General features: G+C 70.8%; 10 protein-coding genes and 2 pseudogenes. 4 read left to right on the forward strand and 8 right to left on the reverse strand.

Annotated features, from left to right (window positions below):
• Positions 1-312: 312 nt before the first annotated feature.
• From IE153_RS11295 to IE153_RS11310, 4 genes and pseudogenes are all read right to left on the reverse strand, one after another.
• On the reverse strand, positions 313-1395 hold the full coding sequence (locus tag IE153_RS11295) for a S1 family peptidase (protein ID WP_189589578.1): 1083 nt from the start codon (positions 1393-1395) through the stop codon (positions 313-315).
• Positions 1396-1800: 405 nt separating this feature from the next.
• The gene (locus IE153_RS11300; protein WP_031109251.1) at positions 1801-2706 is read right to left on the reverse strand and encodes a S1 family peptidase; all 906 of its coding nucleotides are present in this window, start codon (positions 2704-2706) and stop codon (positions 1801-1803) included.
• 239 nt (positions 2707-2945) lie between these two features.
• A pseudogene (locus IE153_RS11305) lies at positions 2946-3763 on the reverse strand (DUF1684 domain-containing protein).
• 85 nt (positions 3764-3848) lie between these two features.
• Positions 3849-5096, reverse strand: coding sequence for a DUF5685 family protein (locus tag IE153_RS11310; protein ID WP_189589579.1), 1248 nt, complete (start codon positions 5094-5096; stop codon positions 3849-3851).
• Positions 5097-5385: 289 nt separating this feature from the next.
• On the opposite strand from IE153_RS11310, the gene IE153_RS11315 reads away from it, so the two are divergent.
• A complete protein-coding gene (locus IE153_RS11315) occupies positions 5386-5826 on the forward strand; it encodes a cell division protein SepF (RefSeq protein ID WP_030850887.1) in 441 nt (146 codons plus the stop codon).
• A 52-nt stretch (positions 5827-5878) separates the two neighbouring features.
• On the opposite strand, the gene IE153_RS11320 is transcribed toward IE153_RS11315, so the two are convergent.
• Both IE153_RS11320 and IE153_RS11325 read right to left on the reverse strand, forming a co-directional pair.
• Positions 5879-7069, reverse strand: coding sequence for an acyl-CoA dehydrogenase family protein (locus IE153_RS11320; RefSeq protein ID WP_189589580.1), 1191 nt, complete (start codon positions 7067-7069; stop codon positions 5879-5881).
• 682 nt (positions 7070-7751) lie between these two features.
• On the reverse strand, positions 7752-9353 hold the full coding sequence (locus IE153_RS11325) for an MFS transporter (RefSeq protein ID WP_189589581.1): 1602 nt from the start codon (positions 9351-9353) through the stop codon (positions 7752-7754).
• A gap of 263 nt (positions 9354-9616) precedes the next feature.
• On the opposite strand from IE153_RS11325, the gene IE153_RS11330 reads away from it, so the two are divergent.
• Positions 9617-10840: a mannosyltransferase family protein gene (locus IE153_RS11330; protein ID WP_189589582.1), complete on the forward strand. Its 1224-nt coding sequence runs from the start codon at positions 9617-9619 to the stop codon at positions 10838-10840.
• Between the two features lie 227 nt (positions 10841-11067).
• The gene (locus IE153_RS11335; protein ID WP_189589583.1) at positions 11068-12063 is read left to right on the forward strand and encodes a phosphatase PAP2 family protein; all 996 of its coding nucleotides are present in this window, start codon (positions 11068-11070) and stop codon (positions 12061-12063) included.
• 76 nt (positions 12064-12139) lie between these two features.
• Here the strand turns inward: IE153_RS11335 and IE153_RS11340 are convergent, their stop codons facing one another.
• On the reverse strand, positions 12140-12355 hold the full coding sequence (locus tag IE153_RS11340) for a hypothetical protein (RefSeq protein ID WP_031108765.1): 216 nt from the start codon (positions 12353-12355) through the stop codon (positions 12140-12142).
• Positions 12356-12782: 427 nt separating this feature from the next.
• Between IE153_RS11340 and ctaD the strand changes: the two are divergent.
• Positions 12783-14354: pseudogene (ctaD, locus tag IE153_RS11345) on the forward strand (aa3-type cytochrome oxidase subunit I); the annotation flags it as partial.
• Here the strand turns inward: ctaD and IE153_RS11350 are convergent.
• Positions 14353-15393, reverse strand: coding sequence for a helix-turn-helix transcriptional regulator (locus tag IE153_RS11350; protein ID WP_189589584.1), 1041 nt, complete (start codon positions 15391-15393; stop codon positions 14353-14355). The pseudogene ctaD and the gene IE153_RS11350 sit on opposite strands and share 2 nt — an antisense overlap.
• Positions 15394-15419 lie beyond the last annotated feature (26 nt).

The following is a 15419-nucleotide window of genomic DNA, read 5'->3' on the forward strand; positions in this document are numbered from 1 at the left end:
ACGACGACCCGCACCCGCGTACGGCGAGAAGGGGCCGTGTCGGGGGGTGTCCGCCCGCAGCGGTTGGCGCGTCAACGGACAGTCAGTCGGTATGAAGGTCCATCGCGCCGTTCCGAGGACGGACACCCCCCGGCGCGGCCCCGACCCACACCCAACGCCAAGGCGCAGGCGGCAACCCCCACCCGGCGCCACCCGAAACGCACACACCCCCCACCCGGCGCCACCCGAAACGCACGCGCACCCCCACAGCCCGCCACACACAGCGGAAAGCCCCACCCCTCACAAGGGGCAGGGCTCCACAAACTCCGAGCGTCAGCCGATCTCGGTCCCGGTCGCCGACAGCGCCTCGGTCACCGGCTGGAAGAACGTCTCCCCGCCCGAGGTGCAGTCACCGCTGCCACCGGACGTGAGCCCGACCGCCTTGTCGCCCGAGAACAGCGACCCGCCACTGTCACCCGGCTCCGCGCACACGTCGGTCTGGATCAGCCCGTTCACGATGTCGCCGTTGCCGTAGTTCACGGTGGCGTCCAGCCCCGTGACCTTGCCCTCGTGCACCTGCGTGGTCGACCCGCTCCGGGTCACCGCCATGCCGACGGTCGCGTCCGCCGCACCCGAGATCTTCTGGGTGGACCCGTTGTACAGGTTCACCTCACTCGGGTGAGCAACCTCCGCGGTGTACTTGACCAGCCCGTAGTCGTTGTCCGGGAACTGGGAGTCCGCGTTGGTGCCGATCTCCTTGCCGCTGGAGTCCGACCACGTGGAGATGCCCTCGGTGCAGTGCCCGGCGGTCAGGAAGAACGGCTCGCCGCCCTTGACCACGTTGAAGCCCAGCGAGCAGCGCCCGCTGCCACCGGTGATCGCGTCGCCACCGGCGATGAAGGGCTTGTACTCCCCCTTCGACCGCTTGAGTTCGGCCTTCGCCCCGAGCCCGTCCACGACCTTCGTCAGCGTCGTCCACTCGGCCTTGGACACCGTGCGGTCGGCGGTCACGACGACCTTGTTCGTCGTCGGGTCGGTCACCCAGGCGGTGCCCGGGATCGTCGCGTCCTGCTTCAGCGTGCTGCGGGCGCTCTTGAGCTCGGCGAGGGAGTTGGCCACGACTCTCGCCTTGGCGCCCGCCTTCTCGACGGCCTGCGCGGCGGCCTCGTCGAGCACGTTCACCACGAGGCTCTTGCTCTTCGTGTCGTAGTACGTCCCGGCCGCGTCGCCACCGAGGTCCTCGGCCAGCGTCGAGGCGAGCTTTCCGGCCGCCGTGACCGACAGGGTCCGGGGTGCGGAGGCCTCAGGGGTCTCACTGGCGTTCGCGGTCTGGAACGTCACTCCCGCGGCAACCAGCGCGGCCATGCCCGCGCCTGCCACGACTGCACGCCGCTTGGGTATGCGTCGGTGCTTCAACTTCTGTCCTCCTGTGGGGGGTCGGCGCGAGAGGTTGTGGGGACCTCACGAGCCGGAAGGCTTCGTTGACGAGCGCCCACTATTCCGAGGACAACGGGGAGCACACAAGGGTGAGTTCGAGACGCGCGTAGACAGCGCTTCGCACGCCCCGTCATATTGACCGTCCGCGATCAAATCGGACCCAACTCCCGCGCGTTCACACTGCAAACATTACGCGCGAGTAATGTGTGCCCACTCTGTGAGGTCTACACGTGGCTGAATTTCGCCCCCTTGACGGCCGGTTCGAAGAGCCGCCCGCACACAGCCCGAACCCCCGCAAACAACACGAAGCCCCCGCACGCGTCGCGCGCGGGGGCGATGAGCCGTGAAGTGCTGCGAACTGCCGCCGGGGACCTGGCGGACGACCTAGTAGACGCTGACGCCGTAGGCGCTCAGGGCCTCCGTGACGGGCTGGAAGAACGTCGTGCCACCGGAGGAGCAGTTGCCGCTGCCGCCGGAGGTCAGACCGTACGCCGTGCCGTTGCTGCCGTAGAGCGAGCCGCCGGAGTCACCGGGCTCGGCGCAGACCGTGGTCTGGATCAGGCCGGACACGATGTCCCCGCCGCCGTAGTTGACGGTGGCGTTGAGGGCCGTGACACGACCGCTGTGCGTACCGGTCGTGGAGCCGTCGCGGATGACGGTGGTGCCCACGCTCGGGGTGGCCGCGCGCGTGATGTCCACGCCGTTCGCGGTACCGGGACGGCTGACGGACCCGCTGTAGCGCACGAGGCCGTAGTCGTTGCCCGGGAAGCTGGAGCCGGCGGTGGAGCCGATGACCGTGGTGCGGCCGGAGTTGGAGTACCAGGTGCCCGCGCCGTCGGTGCAGTGACCGGCGGTCAGGAAGTACTCGGTGCCGTTGCTGGCACGGACGTTGAAGCCGAGGGAGCAGCGCCAGCTACTCGCATAGATGGCGTCACCGCCCTGGATGAGCTTGTTGAACTTGCCCGGGGTGCGCTTGATCGTGAGCGCGTCGGCGTTGCCGCCGGCCTGCTGCTTGATCTTCGCTATCTCGGCCTGCGTGACCGTGCTGTCCACGGTCAGGAGCACGCGGTTGGTCTTGCTGTCGACGGCCCAGGCGGTACCCGGGATGTCGGCCTTCAGCAACGAGCCGCTGGCGCTCTTGAGCTCGGCGGCGCTGAAGGTGGTGGGGGCGTCGGACGCGTTCGCGCTGGGGATCGCGATCGCTGCGGCGGCAACGAGGCCGGTGGAAACGGCGATCAGCCGGGTCCGTCTCGAAATGCCACTGCGAGGGGTGGTGCGCTTGATCCTCACTTTTCGTTCCTCCACAAAGGAAGTCGGGGGCCCTCGTGGGGTTTCGGGCCCGTGAGGCGCAGCCTGAGGCCGGCTGTCCGGATTCCGAACACGCCGTGCCCCTGACAAGCGCTGAGGGGGAGTATTCGGCCGAACGGCCGGTCGGCGCAAGAGTGCCTTTCGGACTTCAACCTTTGAGTGTTCTTTACTGAGCCGCCCCCCGGCCGCCCCCGGCCGGCCTCCGCACCCCCGCCCCAACGTCACGCCGTCGTGCGCTCCCCCGCCGCGACCTCGACGTCCAGCGTGTTCCCCGGCGGCGGGAAGGGGCAGACGAAGTGGTCGGCGAAGGCGCACGGCGGCAGCAGCGCGCGGTTGAAGTCGACCGTCGTACGCCCCTCGGCGTCCGGCGCGGCGGGGTGCAGGAACCGGAAGCGGTAACTGCCGCTCCCGCTGGTGGCGTCGGCGAACACGGCCCACAGCGAGCCGTCGCCCTGGAGCGACACCTGAAGGCTCAGCTCCCGCCCCTCCAGCTCGAAGACCAGTTCCCCGCCGGGCCCGAGCCCGCGCTCCCGCCCGTCGGCGTTCGGCACCCGGACCGTAGTACGGCCGGTGTCGTACGGCGTGAAGCGCCCGGGCACCGCCCAGCGCGGGTCGTACGGCGTGACGCGCAGTCCGTCGAACGCCCGGCGTGCGGAGGATTCCGGATCGAAGTCCCGCACGCCCCACGCCCCCTCGCGCACCAGCACGACCAGCCGCCGCTCCCCGTACGCCACCCGGGCCTCGCTCGCGGGCCCCGGGTCGGCCGCGAGCCGCACCTCGCCGCCGAAGGGCTGTCCGTCCACGGTGAGTCCGTCCGCCTCGGGGGCGGTCAGCACCACCGCGTGGCCGTCGGCCCGCCAGGACCCGGGGATGTCCGGAAGTCGACCGTCCGGATAGTCCTCGAGCCTGGGGGTGCCCCCAGGCCGTTCAGGCACTGGGGGAGGGTGCCGATGAGCGCGAGGGGTCCGTACGGCGCCGACACCGTCGCGACGCGTCGCTCGTGCCACCGCTGCCAGTCCTCGGAAGCGTCCGTCGCCATACGGCCGACCCTGCCACATGGGACGGGCCGACCGTCGTAGGGCCGGCGATCGCGGGGCCGACGGTCGCGAACGGGTCAGCCGGGGTCAGCCGTCGCAGGGGCAGCAGCAGTCGCACCCGTCGCAGTCACAGTCCCGGCAGACGCCCTCGCGCTTCTTACGGGACCACGGCCCCTCGTACTCCTTGGCGCAGCACATCTTGCAGGTGCAGCACAGCAGCCAGAACATCCCGCAGCCCGCCCAGAACCCACGCCGGCGGGGCGGCTGGGGCGCCGGAACGCCCCCACCGTAGCCACCGCCACCGAATCCACCGCCGAATCCGTCGCCGCCGTACGCCCCTCCCCCACCGGTGTACGGATTCCCGCCACCGCCCGCGTACGGGTGCTGCGGGGAGCCGTAGGGCCCCTGCGGCTGCTGCCCGTACGGTCCCGGCGGCTGCTGTCCGTGGGGTCCGCCGCCCTGGTGGGAGGCGCAGACCGGCACCGTGCCGAACGCGCGGTCGACCGAGCGCCGCAGTTCGTGCACGAGCAGCAGATGCACGAGCTGCGCGTCGGTGAACTCGGCGTCGCGCAGCGCGAGCCGCACGCCGTGCACCGCGTCGTCGGCCAGCCGCCGGACCTCCATCAGTGAGGTGCCGGTCGCGGCGATCGGGTTCCAGGCGCCTGACGCGGCATCAGCGTGCAGGTCCTCCACGGCGTCCAGCAGATGCGCGAGCCGCCCGAAGAGCCGCCCGGCCTCGGCGAGCGGCCCGGCGTTGTCCGGCCGGCCGGCGAGGACCGCGGTGTGCGCGAAGGCCGCGGCGGTCGCGGTCTCGGTCGGTTCGGTGATGGTCAGGAGCGGCGTCCCGGGCCCGGCCAGCGCCTCGATCCCGGCCTGCCGGTCCACGGCGTCGACCAGGAGCGCGGTGTCGAATCCCACAGCGGAGCCGGTCCGCGCACCGGCCGTGTCCCAACTCACGGCGACCCGGCGCGCGGCACGCGCCACCGGTTTGCGGGCCAACAGCCCGTCACCGTCGGTGACGTGGTCGCGCACCTTCGCCGAGGCCAGCACCAGGGACACCGCCGCCGCGAGCCGGGCACCCTCGCCGTGCGCGACGGAGGCGGTGCGCATGCCGCGTAGCGGGCACGGCCCGGCCGTACGCCGGCCACCGCCGCCCGTCTTCGCCTGAGCCTCCGTCAAAACAGAGACAAGCAGCCCATCATAGTTCGTGACAATCCGGGCGAACTGCCCATGATCGCCGCGCAATGCGAGGCAAAGCCCGCACAAATGCGCCATCCACTGGCTGGTGAGCTTCTCCCCGAGCCGGTGTCTACAAGGCCTGACGATTCCGAACACGACGCTCCCCCGAACTCCATGACGACGTTGAGCTGCGGCATCGTACCGGCCCCGCATTCACCCGTACGCCCCGGCTGTCACCCGTACGCCGAGAAGAATCATATTTCACTCACAGTCAGCAGCCGTTTGGGAAACGGCCCTTGGGACACACGGACTCTCGACGGATTCGCTGTGCACCAGTACCGTCACAAACCCCCCGTGCGGCGTCTATCCACTTGGCGCGCCATCCGCATCATGGACGACCATAGGGATGCGGAAAGCAGAAAGACCGCTGTGAGAGGAGGCGTCCATGGGATCGGTACGCAAGGCAAGTGCCTGGCTTGGCCTCGTCGACGACAACGAAGACGAGCGTTACTACGACGACGACGACTACTCCGACGGAAACGAGCCCGGGGAAGCCTGGGTCACCGATCCGCGCGTCAAGGTGGCCTCGGACGTGGCCGAGGAGAAGGGCCGCCGCATCGGCACGGTGACCCCGGACAGCTTCCGGGACGCACGCGCCATCGGCGAGCTGTTCCGCGAGGGCGTGCCGGTCATCATGAACCTCACCGCCATGGAGGCCTCCGACGCCAAGCGTGTGGTCGACTTCGCGGCCGGGCTGATCTTCGGCCTGCGCGGTTCGATCGAGAGAGTGTCGACGCGCGTGTTCCTGCTGACCCCGGCGAACACGGAGATCGTCAACGGCGATCCGGCCGGGCACCGCACGGACGGCTTCTTCAACCAGAGCTGAGGCAGGGCCGCTCACCGGCCCTGCCTCCTCGCGCAGGGATTACCGGACCGGCCTACCGGAAGGCATCGAGTCCGGTGAGCGCCTTGCCCAGCACGAGCTGGTGCATCTCGACGGTGCCCTCGTAGGTGAGCACCGACTCGAGGTTGGTCGCGTGCCGCATCACGGGGTATTCGAGCGAGATCCCGTTGGCGCCGAGAATGGTCCGGGCCGTGCGGCAGATCTCGATCGCTTCCCGGACGTTGTTGAGCTTGCCGAAGCTGACCTGCTCGGGACGCAGGCGGCCGGCGTCCATCCGCCGCCCCAGATGATGGGCGAGCAGAATCCCCTTGTGCAGTTCGACCGCCATGTCGGCGAGTTTGGCCTGGGTGAGCTGGAAACCGCCGATGGGCCGCCCGAACTGCTCCCGCGACTTCGCGTAGTCGACCGCGGTCTCGAAACTGCTGCGGGCCGCGCCCATGGCGCCCCAGACGATTCCGTACCGGGCGTGGGACAGACAGCTCAGGGGTCCGCGCAGGCCGGTGACCTCCGGAAGGACGGCCTCGGCGGGCAGCCGCACGTCGTCGAGCACGAGCTCGCTGGTGACGGAGGCCCTGAGGGACCACTTGTGCTTGATCTCGGGAGCGGAGAACCCGCGGCTGTCGGTGGGCACCGCGAACCCGCGGATCCCGTCCTCGGTCCGCGCCCACACGACGGCGACGCCGGCGACCGACCCGTTGGTGATCCACATCTTGCGGCCGTTGAGGATCCAGTCGGAGCCGTCGCGCTTGGCGTGCGTCCGCATGGCGGCGGGGTCGGAGCCGTGGTCGGGCTCGGTGAGCCCGAAGCAGCCGATGACCTCGCCGGCGGCCATACGCGGCAGCCACTGCTGCTTCTGCTCCTCGCTGCCGAAGCGGTGGATCGCGTACATGGCCAGGGAGCCCTGCACGGAGACGAGGGAGCGGATGCCGGAGTCGGCGGCCTCCAGCTCCAGGCAGGCGAGCCCGTACTGCACGGCTGACGCGCCGGCGCAGCCGTACCCCTCCAGGGACATCCCGAGGGCACCGATACCGCCGAGCTCCTTGGCCAGCTCCCGGATCCCCGGCAGCTCCCCCTTCTCGTACCACTCGGCGACGTACGGCAGCACCCGGTCGGCGGCCCAGGCCCGCACGGTGTCCCTGATCCCGAGGTCCTCCGGCTCCAGCAGGTCGTCCAGGCCGAGGGGATCGACGGGATCGAAGGGAGGCAGCTTGGACGAACGGGACATGATCGACACCCTCCGAGACTCTTTAACTAGCACCGCTAGCCAAGACGCTACGACGTCCGCCCACCCACGCACCACCCATAGCTGCCACCTGTGAGCGGAACTCGCCAGTGGCCACCACCACACCGCGGACATCCGAGAGCCGTGGATCAAGGAAACAGCGAGTGACGGACACAGATCAGCCCGACGACGGGACCGGGACCGGGACCGGGTGCGGCGTGGTGCACCGATCACCAGGTGCCGGCGCTGGTGCCACGACCCGACGCCGGGCGCCGGTGCCGCACCAGACGCCGGGCGCCGGATTCCAGGCCGAATGCGGTGTTCCGGCGAGCAGGCCGGCCCGGCCGGGGCCGAGTGCGGCGCCGTGCGCCGAACACCGGGTGCCGGTGCCGTACCAGGCAGCCCCGCCGCGTTCGCCCCAGCCTCCCCGGGGCCCAGCGCGCACCAGCCTCCCCCGGGCCCAGCGCACATCTGCCTCCCCCGGGGCCAGCGCGCACCAGCCTCTCCCGCGCACAGCCCGGTCCCGGCTCCCAGCCGCAGTCCGAGGCAGACGGCCCGCCCCCGCAGACGGCCCGCCCCCGCAGCCCTCCCACCGCAAGCCGCCGACGGCGCGGTGCCCCGACGGGCGACCCCAGCCTCTCGGTCGGCAGTCACGGGTGGCGCGTGGGTGGGCGACACCAGGGCGTCAGACCGAGACGCGTGACTCCGCCGCGTCCCTGGGGGCAGGGAGCTCCACCGGTCCCGGCTCGCACTGCATGGCCCGCGGCAACCGCAACGCCATCACCGCCCCGAGCACCAACAACCCCGCACTCACCAGCAACGTCACATGCAGCCCGTGCACGAACGCGTCCCGGGCGGCATGCCGCAGCGCGGCACCGGCGGACCCGCCCAGCTGCGCGGCGACCTCGTACGCCTCCCCCAGCGAATGCCCCGCCGAGGAGGACGCCGACGCCGGAACCCCGGGCACCCCGGACAGCCCGGGCGCGTAGGCCGCGTTCATCACCGTGCCGAGCAGGGCGATCCCGATCCCCGCGCCGAGCTGGTACGACGTCTCCCCGATCGCCGCCGCCCCACCGGCCTGCTCCTGCGGCGCCTCGCTCAGCATCGACTCGTACGCCCCGAAGAGCGTCGTCTCCAGCCCGAAGCCGAGCAGGACGAACCCGCTTACCATCAGCGCACAGTCGTCGGTCCGGCCCAGCGCCGTCAGCAGCACCACCGCGAACGCCGTGAGGCAGAACCCGGCGCACACCATCCGCCGTGGCCCGAACCGCCGCAGCATCCGCGCCCCGGCCAGCCCGGCCGCCATCGCCGCGAATGTCAGCGGCAGCAGCCGCAGCCCGGTCTCCAGCGGCGACAGCCCGAGCACCAGCTGCAGGTACTGCGCCGCGATCAGTTCCAGACCCACCAGCGCGAGCATCGCCAGCACGATGCATCCGACGGACGTGCTGAACGCCGGTCGCGCGAACATCTTGAGGTCCACCAGCGGATATGCCCGCCGCCGCTGCCGCCGTACGAAGGCGGCCAGCAGCGCGGCGCCCACCACCAGCGACGGCACGGTGAGCAGGCTGCCCAGGGACTCCCCGCTGCCGAGCCGCTTCACGCCGAGCACGACACCGAACAGCCCGGCCGCCGCCATCAGGGCACCGACCACGTCCCAGGGGCCCCTGCCGTCACCCTTCGACTCGGGCAGCAGCAGTCGTCCTACCGGAAGGCTGACCAGCATCAACGGAATGTTGACGAGGAACACCGAGCCCCACCAGAAGTGCTCCAGCAGGAAGCCGCCGAGCAGCGGACCGACCGCCGCGCCGACCGCGGCCACGGCGCTCCAGATGCCGATCGCGAGCGCCCGTTCGCGCCGGTCCGGGAAGACCTGCCGCAGGATCGAGAGGGTCGCGGGCATGATCATCGCGCCGCCCACGCCGAGCAGCGCCCGCGCCACGATCAGCACCTGGGCGCTGTCGGCCAGGGCCGCGAGGCCGGAGGCGACGCCGAACAGCGCGTATCCGAGGAGCAGGACTCTTCGGCGGCCGACGCGGTCGCCCAGCGTGCCGAACAGGATCAGCAGCGAGGCGCAGACCAGTGGGTAGACGTCGACGATCCAGAGCAGCTCGATTCCGCCGGGCCTCAGGTCCTCGGTGACGGCGGGGACCGCCACGTGCAGCACGGTGGCGTCGACGGCGACCAGCAGCAGGCTGACGCAGAGGACGACGAGCACCACCCAGCGGTTGGCACCGGCCCCGGCCGCCCGACGGCGCAGCGCAGCGGCGGCCGTGGTCGTCCCGGACATGTACGTACCTCCCAGAAGCTTCCTCGCGATCGGCGGGCTCACGGGGTGGGGGACGCCCCCGCGACTCGGCCGGAGAGGAGCGGTGGTCCCCGGCCCGCGCAAACGAAAAGCGAGTGACACGTCAGAGTACGCGAGTCCTCGACGGAGACCAGTGGCGGACCTCTCACACCTCCGGCGGAAGGTTGTGGCGTACGCCACAACCTCCTACGTCGTCCACGCCCCGGCCGACCGGATGGTTCCGGCCCGGGTCGATAATCGGGCGCGTGACGGATCTTGAGACGCGCGCGGCTCCGACCCGCGCCGGGGCGCTGCGCCGGGCGGCCCCGGCGCTCGCCGGATACGTGGCCGTCCGCGCCCTGGGCCTGCTGGCCCTGTTCCTGTGGAGCGCGGCGCGGGACAAGAGCGCGTACACGCTGCTGACCGCCCGCTGGGACGCGCTCTGGTACGTCAGGGTCGCCGAGCTCGGCTACGGCTACGAGGTGCGGCTGGCGAACGGGGACGTGCACTCGAACCTGGCGTTCTTCCCGCTGCTGCCCTGGCTGGAGCGGCTGGTGGCGGCGGTGTCTCCGCTGTCGTACGCGGACGGCGGGTTCCTCGTCAGCCTGGTCTCCTCGCTCGCCGCGGCCTGGGGGATCTTCGCGGTGGCGGACCGTGTGTACGGCCGCCGGGCCGGGGTGTGCGCGGTGCTGCTGTGGGCCGTGCTGCCGGTCGGGATCGTGCAGTCGATGGCGTACAGCGAGTCCCTGTTCACGGCGCTCGCGGCATGGTCGCTGTACGCGGTGCTGACCGGCCGCTGGGTGACGGCGGGCACGCTGGCCCTGTTCGCGGGACTGACCCGTCCGGTGGGACTGGCCGTGGTGGCCGCGGTGTGGGTGGCGGCGCTGGCCTCCTTCGCACGGGACAGCCGCGCGGCCGCCGCGGGTTCCCGGAACACGCAGGACGCCCCCGACGCCCCGCCCGGCCCGGAAGCCCCGGCCGGCCCCGGTACCCGGCTCCGGCGGATCCTCGGCATGGTCCTGGCGCCGCTCGGTACCGCCGGCTACGTGCTCTGGGTCGGGCACCACACCGGCACGGGCCCGCTGGGCTATCTGGACGTCCAGGCCGGATGGCGCAACGGCTTCGACGGCGGCTGGGCCTTCGCCCGGTTCGTCGCCGACAAGTTCACGTCGTTCCCGGCGGCTCTGGCCGGTATGGGGCTGATCATCGGGGTCGCGTCAGTCATCTGGCTGTATGTGACCGGAGTACGTCAGCGCCAGCCGCTGCCGCTGCTGGTCTACACGGGGGTCGTGACCGTGCTGGCCCTGTGCGCGTCGAGCTACTTCGGCTCGAAACCGCGTCTTCTGCTGCCCGCCTTCCCCCTGCTCCTGCCTCTCGCGCCGGCCTTGGCCGGAGCGCGTATCCGCAGGTCAGCGGCGGTGCTCGGGGTCGTGGCGGTGGCCTCCGCGGTGTACGGGGCGTTCTGGCTGAACGGCTCCGGTCCCCCCTGACCCGCTGTGAGCGCGAGGGGAATTCCGCGCCATGCCCCGGTGAACGAATTCAAAAGCGCAATAAAACCCCCATCCGGAATGATCAAAGGAATTGAAGGCCACGGCGGCCGACGATTACAGATTCGCTGGAAATAAACCCCCTCCTGAGAGGAATCCCACATCACATCGTCATCACAAAGCCGTTGATTCGCCCGGGATCTGAGCTCACTCGCTGTAACGTCGATTGGGTGCGTACCGAACCGAAGCTCACCCGTCTGGACCGGGTGTTCGCCCGGCTGGACCGTGAGCCGGAACGACCGGCCCACATCGATGTGCCGAAGATGAGCAGGCACCGCATCGTGCTCTTCGCGGCGACCCTGGCCTTCTACGGCGCGATCGTGTGGGCCGTGGTGATCACGTCCTGGCTGGTCCGGCTCGACTGGCAGGTCATGTTCTTCCGCCCGTACCAGCAGTGGTCGGAGATCCACTGGTTCGTCGACTACTACGTGGTCCTCGGCCAGCGCGGCCCGACCGCCGTGATGGTCGCGGCCTGGCTGGGCTGGCGCTCCTGGCGGCAGCACACCCTGCGGCCGCTGCTCGCGCTCGGCGTCTCACTGCTGCTGCTGAACATCACGGTCGGCGCGGCCAAGTACGGCATGGGGCGCCTGGGACCGCACTACGCGACCACGATCGGCTCGAACGAGATGTGGCTCGGCGGCGATATATTTCCGAGCGGTCACACCGCGAATGCCGTGGTGACCTGGGGAATCCTGGCCTACCTGGCGTCCAGCGCGAGAGCGCAGCGCTGGCTGTCCGCCGTGTCCGCGGTGACCTCGCTCGGCGTCGGGATGGCCACCGTCTACCTCGGTACGCACTGGCTGAGCGATGTGCTCCTCGGCTGGACCGCGGGTCTGCTGATCCTGCTCGGTCTGCCGTGGTTCGAGCCGCTGATCGCCCGTGCCGAGGACGCGATCTTCGACCTGCGCGACCGTCTGCGGGCCCGTCGGCGCCGCACCCCGGCCGCCCCGGCCGGTGCGCCGCCCGTGCTGGTCACGCCGGTGCCGGCCGACCGTGACGACGTCGCGGCCCACTCACCCCGGGCCCCGGTCTACCTGGCGCCGGGCCCGCACACCACTCGCTCGGAGCGCACGCCGACCACCCCGGCCGGCAGCCGTCGCCCGCCGCACCCGGAGCGCCACCCGCGCGGCTCGACCCCGTCGGCCCGCCCCGTGACGGGCGGCTGACCACGGGACGGCGCGCACCCTGTCCGGCATGGCGAAGGCCCCGGTTCCGCTGCGGAACCGGGGCCTTCGCCGGGTCTCAGCCCTTCCAGGCCCGCGCCACCCGGCCGCCCTTGACCTCGAAGTTCAGCCGGCCCACGCGGTACTCCATGGTGATGATCGCCCCGGACGGCAGCGCGCGCACCGTCGGCCAGCCGCGCTCACGAGCGAGGCGTTCGGCCCGGCCGGCCTCCAGGCCGACGTAGGTGTCCGGGCTGTCGTCGGGTTCCGTGGGAGGTGTCGGAGTCGGTGCCATGCCGCCACGCTATGTCCTGCCCGGCGAGCGCGGAAGTCCGGGGCCCGGCCGGTCACTGTCCGCCTCCGGTCACGCTTCTGTCACAAGATCACGACAGGAGTTTCGGGCATCACCCGTCACACGGACGAGCGGTTCCGTACGCCTTCCGCAGGCATTCGATCGCAATTCCCGCGTGTCACATGAGCTCATGGAAAAGCCCGGCGGAAAGTGCCGGGAGAAGTGCCGGTGAGGCTCCATTCCTTTCCGGTGCCGCACCGGCTCGGCGGCGTCGGCGCGGTACGGGAAATGCATGGCTTCGGCGCCGAGAGGCCGGTACGCCCCCTGTCGGAGCGCGCGGTGACGCGAGCATCATGGCGTGAGCTCGCGGGCAGGTGGGGCGCGGGCTGCGGCGGGCCCGGCACGCGATGAGCGAAGGGGCGAGCGAGCGATGGGGACGCAGACCGTACAGGCCGCGGCGCCCTCCGTACCGCGCACGCGGCACGGACGGGTGGTGGTCGACTGGCTGACGACGACGGACCACAAGAAGATCGGCCATCTCTACCTGGTCACGTCGTTCCTGTTCTTCCTGATCGCCGGGGTGATGGCGCTGCTGATGCGCGCCGAGCTCGCCCGCCCGGGCCTGCAGATCATCGACAACGAGCAGTTCAACCAGGCGTTCACGATGCACGGCACGATCATGCTGCTGCTGTTCGCGACACCGAGCTTCGCGGGCTTCGCGAACGAGCTGATGCCGTTGCAGATCGGCGCGCCCGACGTCGCCTTCCCGCGGCTCAACATGTTGTCGTACTGGCTGTTCCTGTTCGGCGGGCTGATCGTGCTCGGTTCGCTGCTGGTGCCCTCCGGGCCCGCCGACTTCGGCTGGTTCGCCTACGCCCCGCTCAACAGCGCGGAGCGCTCGCCGGGTCTCGGGGCCGATCTGTGGATCATGGGGCTCGCGCTGTCGGGCTTCGGCACGATCCTCGGCGCGGTCAACTTCATCACCACCATCATCGGGATGCGCGCCCCGGGCATGACGATGTTCCGGATGCCGATCTTCGTGTGGAACACCCTGTTCACATCGATCCTGATCCTGATGGCGTTCCCGGTGCTCGCGGCGGCGCTGCTGGTGCTGGAGGCGGACCGGCGGTTCGGCGCGCAGGTCTTCGACGCGGCCAACGGCGGGGCGATCCTGTGGCAGCACCTGTTCTGGTTCTTCGGCCATCCCGAGGTGTACATCATCGCGCTGCCGTTCTTCGGCATCATCACGGAGATCATCCCGGTCTTCAGCCGCAAGCCGTTGTTCGGCTATCTGACGCTGGTCGGCGCGACGATGGCGATCACGGGCCTGTCGATGGTCGTGTGGGCGCACCACATGTTCGCCACGGGCGCGGTGCTGCTGCCGTTCTTCTCCTTCGTGAGCTTCCTGATCGCGGTGCCGACGGGTGTGAAGTTCTTCAACTGGGCCGGCACCATGCTCAAGGGCTCGCTGTCCTTCGAGACGCCGATGCTGTGGGCGACGGGCTTCCTGGTGACGTTCCTGTTCGGCGGGCTGACCGGGGTGATCCTGGCGTCGCCGCCGATGGACTTCCACGTGACGGACTCGTACTTCGTGGTCGCGCACTTCCACTACGTCGTCTTCGGTACGGTCGTCTTCGCGATCTTCGCCGGCTTCTACTTCTGGTGGCCGAAGTTCACCGGGAAGATGCTCGACGAACGGCTCGGCAAGATCCAGTTCTGGGCGCTGTTCGTCGGCTTCCACACCACGTTCCTGGTGCAGCACTGGCTGGGCGCCGAGGGCATGCCCCGCCGGTATGCGGACTACCTCGCCGCGGACGGGTTCACCGCGCTCAACACCGTGTCGACGATCGGTGCGTTCCTGCTCGGCATCTCGACGCTGCCGTTCCTCTACAACGTGTGGAAGACCGCCAAGTACGGCGAGAAGGTCGAGGTCGACGACCCCTGGGGCTTCGGCCGTTCCCTGGAGTGGGCGACCTCGTGCCCGCCGCCGCGGCACAACTTCACGACGCTGCCCCGGATCCGCTCCGAGTCCCCGGCGTTCGACCTGCACCATCCGCAGTACGCGGCGGTGACTGCGCAGCCCGAGCCAGAGCGCCATCAAGCCGGTCCCGAGTCCTCCTGATCGCCTCGACCAGCTCGACCGGCTCCAGCACCTCGAAGTCGAAGCCCAGCATCATCACGTGGATGACCATCACATCGAGACTGCCGGCGCCGCAGCGCAACAGGCAGGTGTCCGCGCTCTCCGCCTCCAGCACCCCGGCGGAGGGCGAGATGCGCTGGACGGCCTCCTCCAGGGGCGCCAGGAGCCGCACGAGGGCGTGGGTGGCGTACGCGCGTGTGGAGACGCCCTGGGAGACGTAGGCGGCCAGGTCCTCGGCCGGCGGGTCGCGCGGCACGAAGCGCGGCCCGTGCGGGGGCCTGGGCGTGACGCGGTCCACGCGGAACGTACGCCAGTCGTCGCGGTCGAGGTCCCAGGCGACCAGGTACCAGCGGCGTTCGGTGCACACCAGGCGGTGCGGCTCGACGCTGCGGCGGGTGGGGGTGCCGTCGTGGCCGCGGTATTCGAAGCGCAGCCGTTCGGCGTCCCGGCACAGGTGGGCGAGTTCGGTGAGCACGGCCGGGTCGACCGAGGAGGGCAGCGTGCTGCGCAGCATCGGCACGGTGACGGCGTTCAGGGCGCCCACGCGGCGGCGCAGCCGGTTCGGCAGCACCTGCTCCAGCTTGGCGAGGGCGCGTACCGAGGTCTCGCCGATGCCGTCGATGCCCTGTCCGGCGGCGGTGCGCAGTCCGACCGCCACGGCGACGGCCTCGTCGTCGTCCAGGAGCAGCGGCGGCAGTTCGGCTCCGGCGCCGAGCTGGTAGCCGCCGCCGGTGCCGGGGCTGGCGTTGACCGGGTAGCCGAGTTCGCGCAGCCGGTCGACGTCCCGGCGCAGGGTGCGGGCGCTGACGCCGAGCCGGCCGGCCAGGTCGGCGCCGGACCACTCGCGGTGGGCCTGGAGCAGGGACAGCAGACGCAGCAGGCGGGCCGAGGTCTCCAACATGGGGCGAGTCTGTCAGGCCTTGCGGA

Source organism: Streptomyces massasporeus (assembly GCF_014648995.1).
GTDB lineage: Bacteria > Actinomycetota > Actinomycetes > Streptomycetales > Streptomycetaceae > Streptomyces > Streptomyces massasporeus.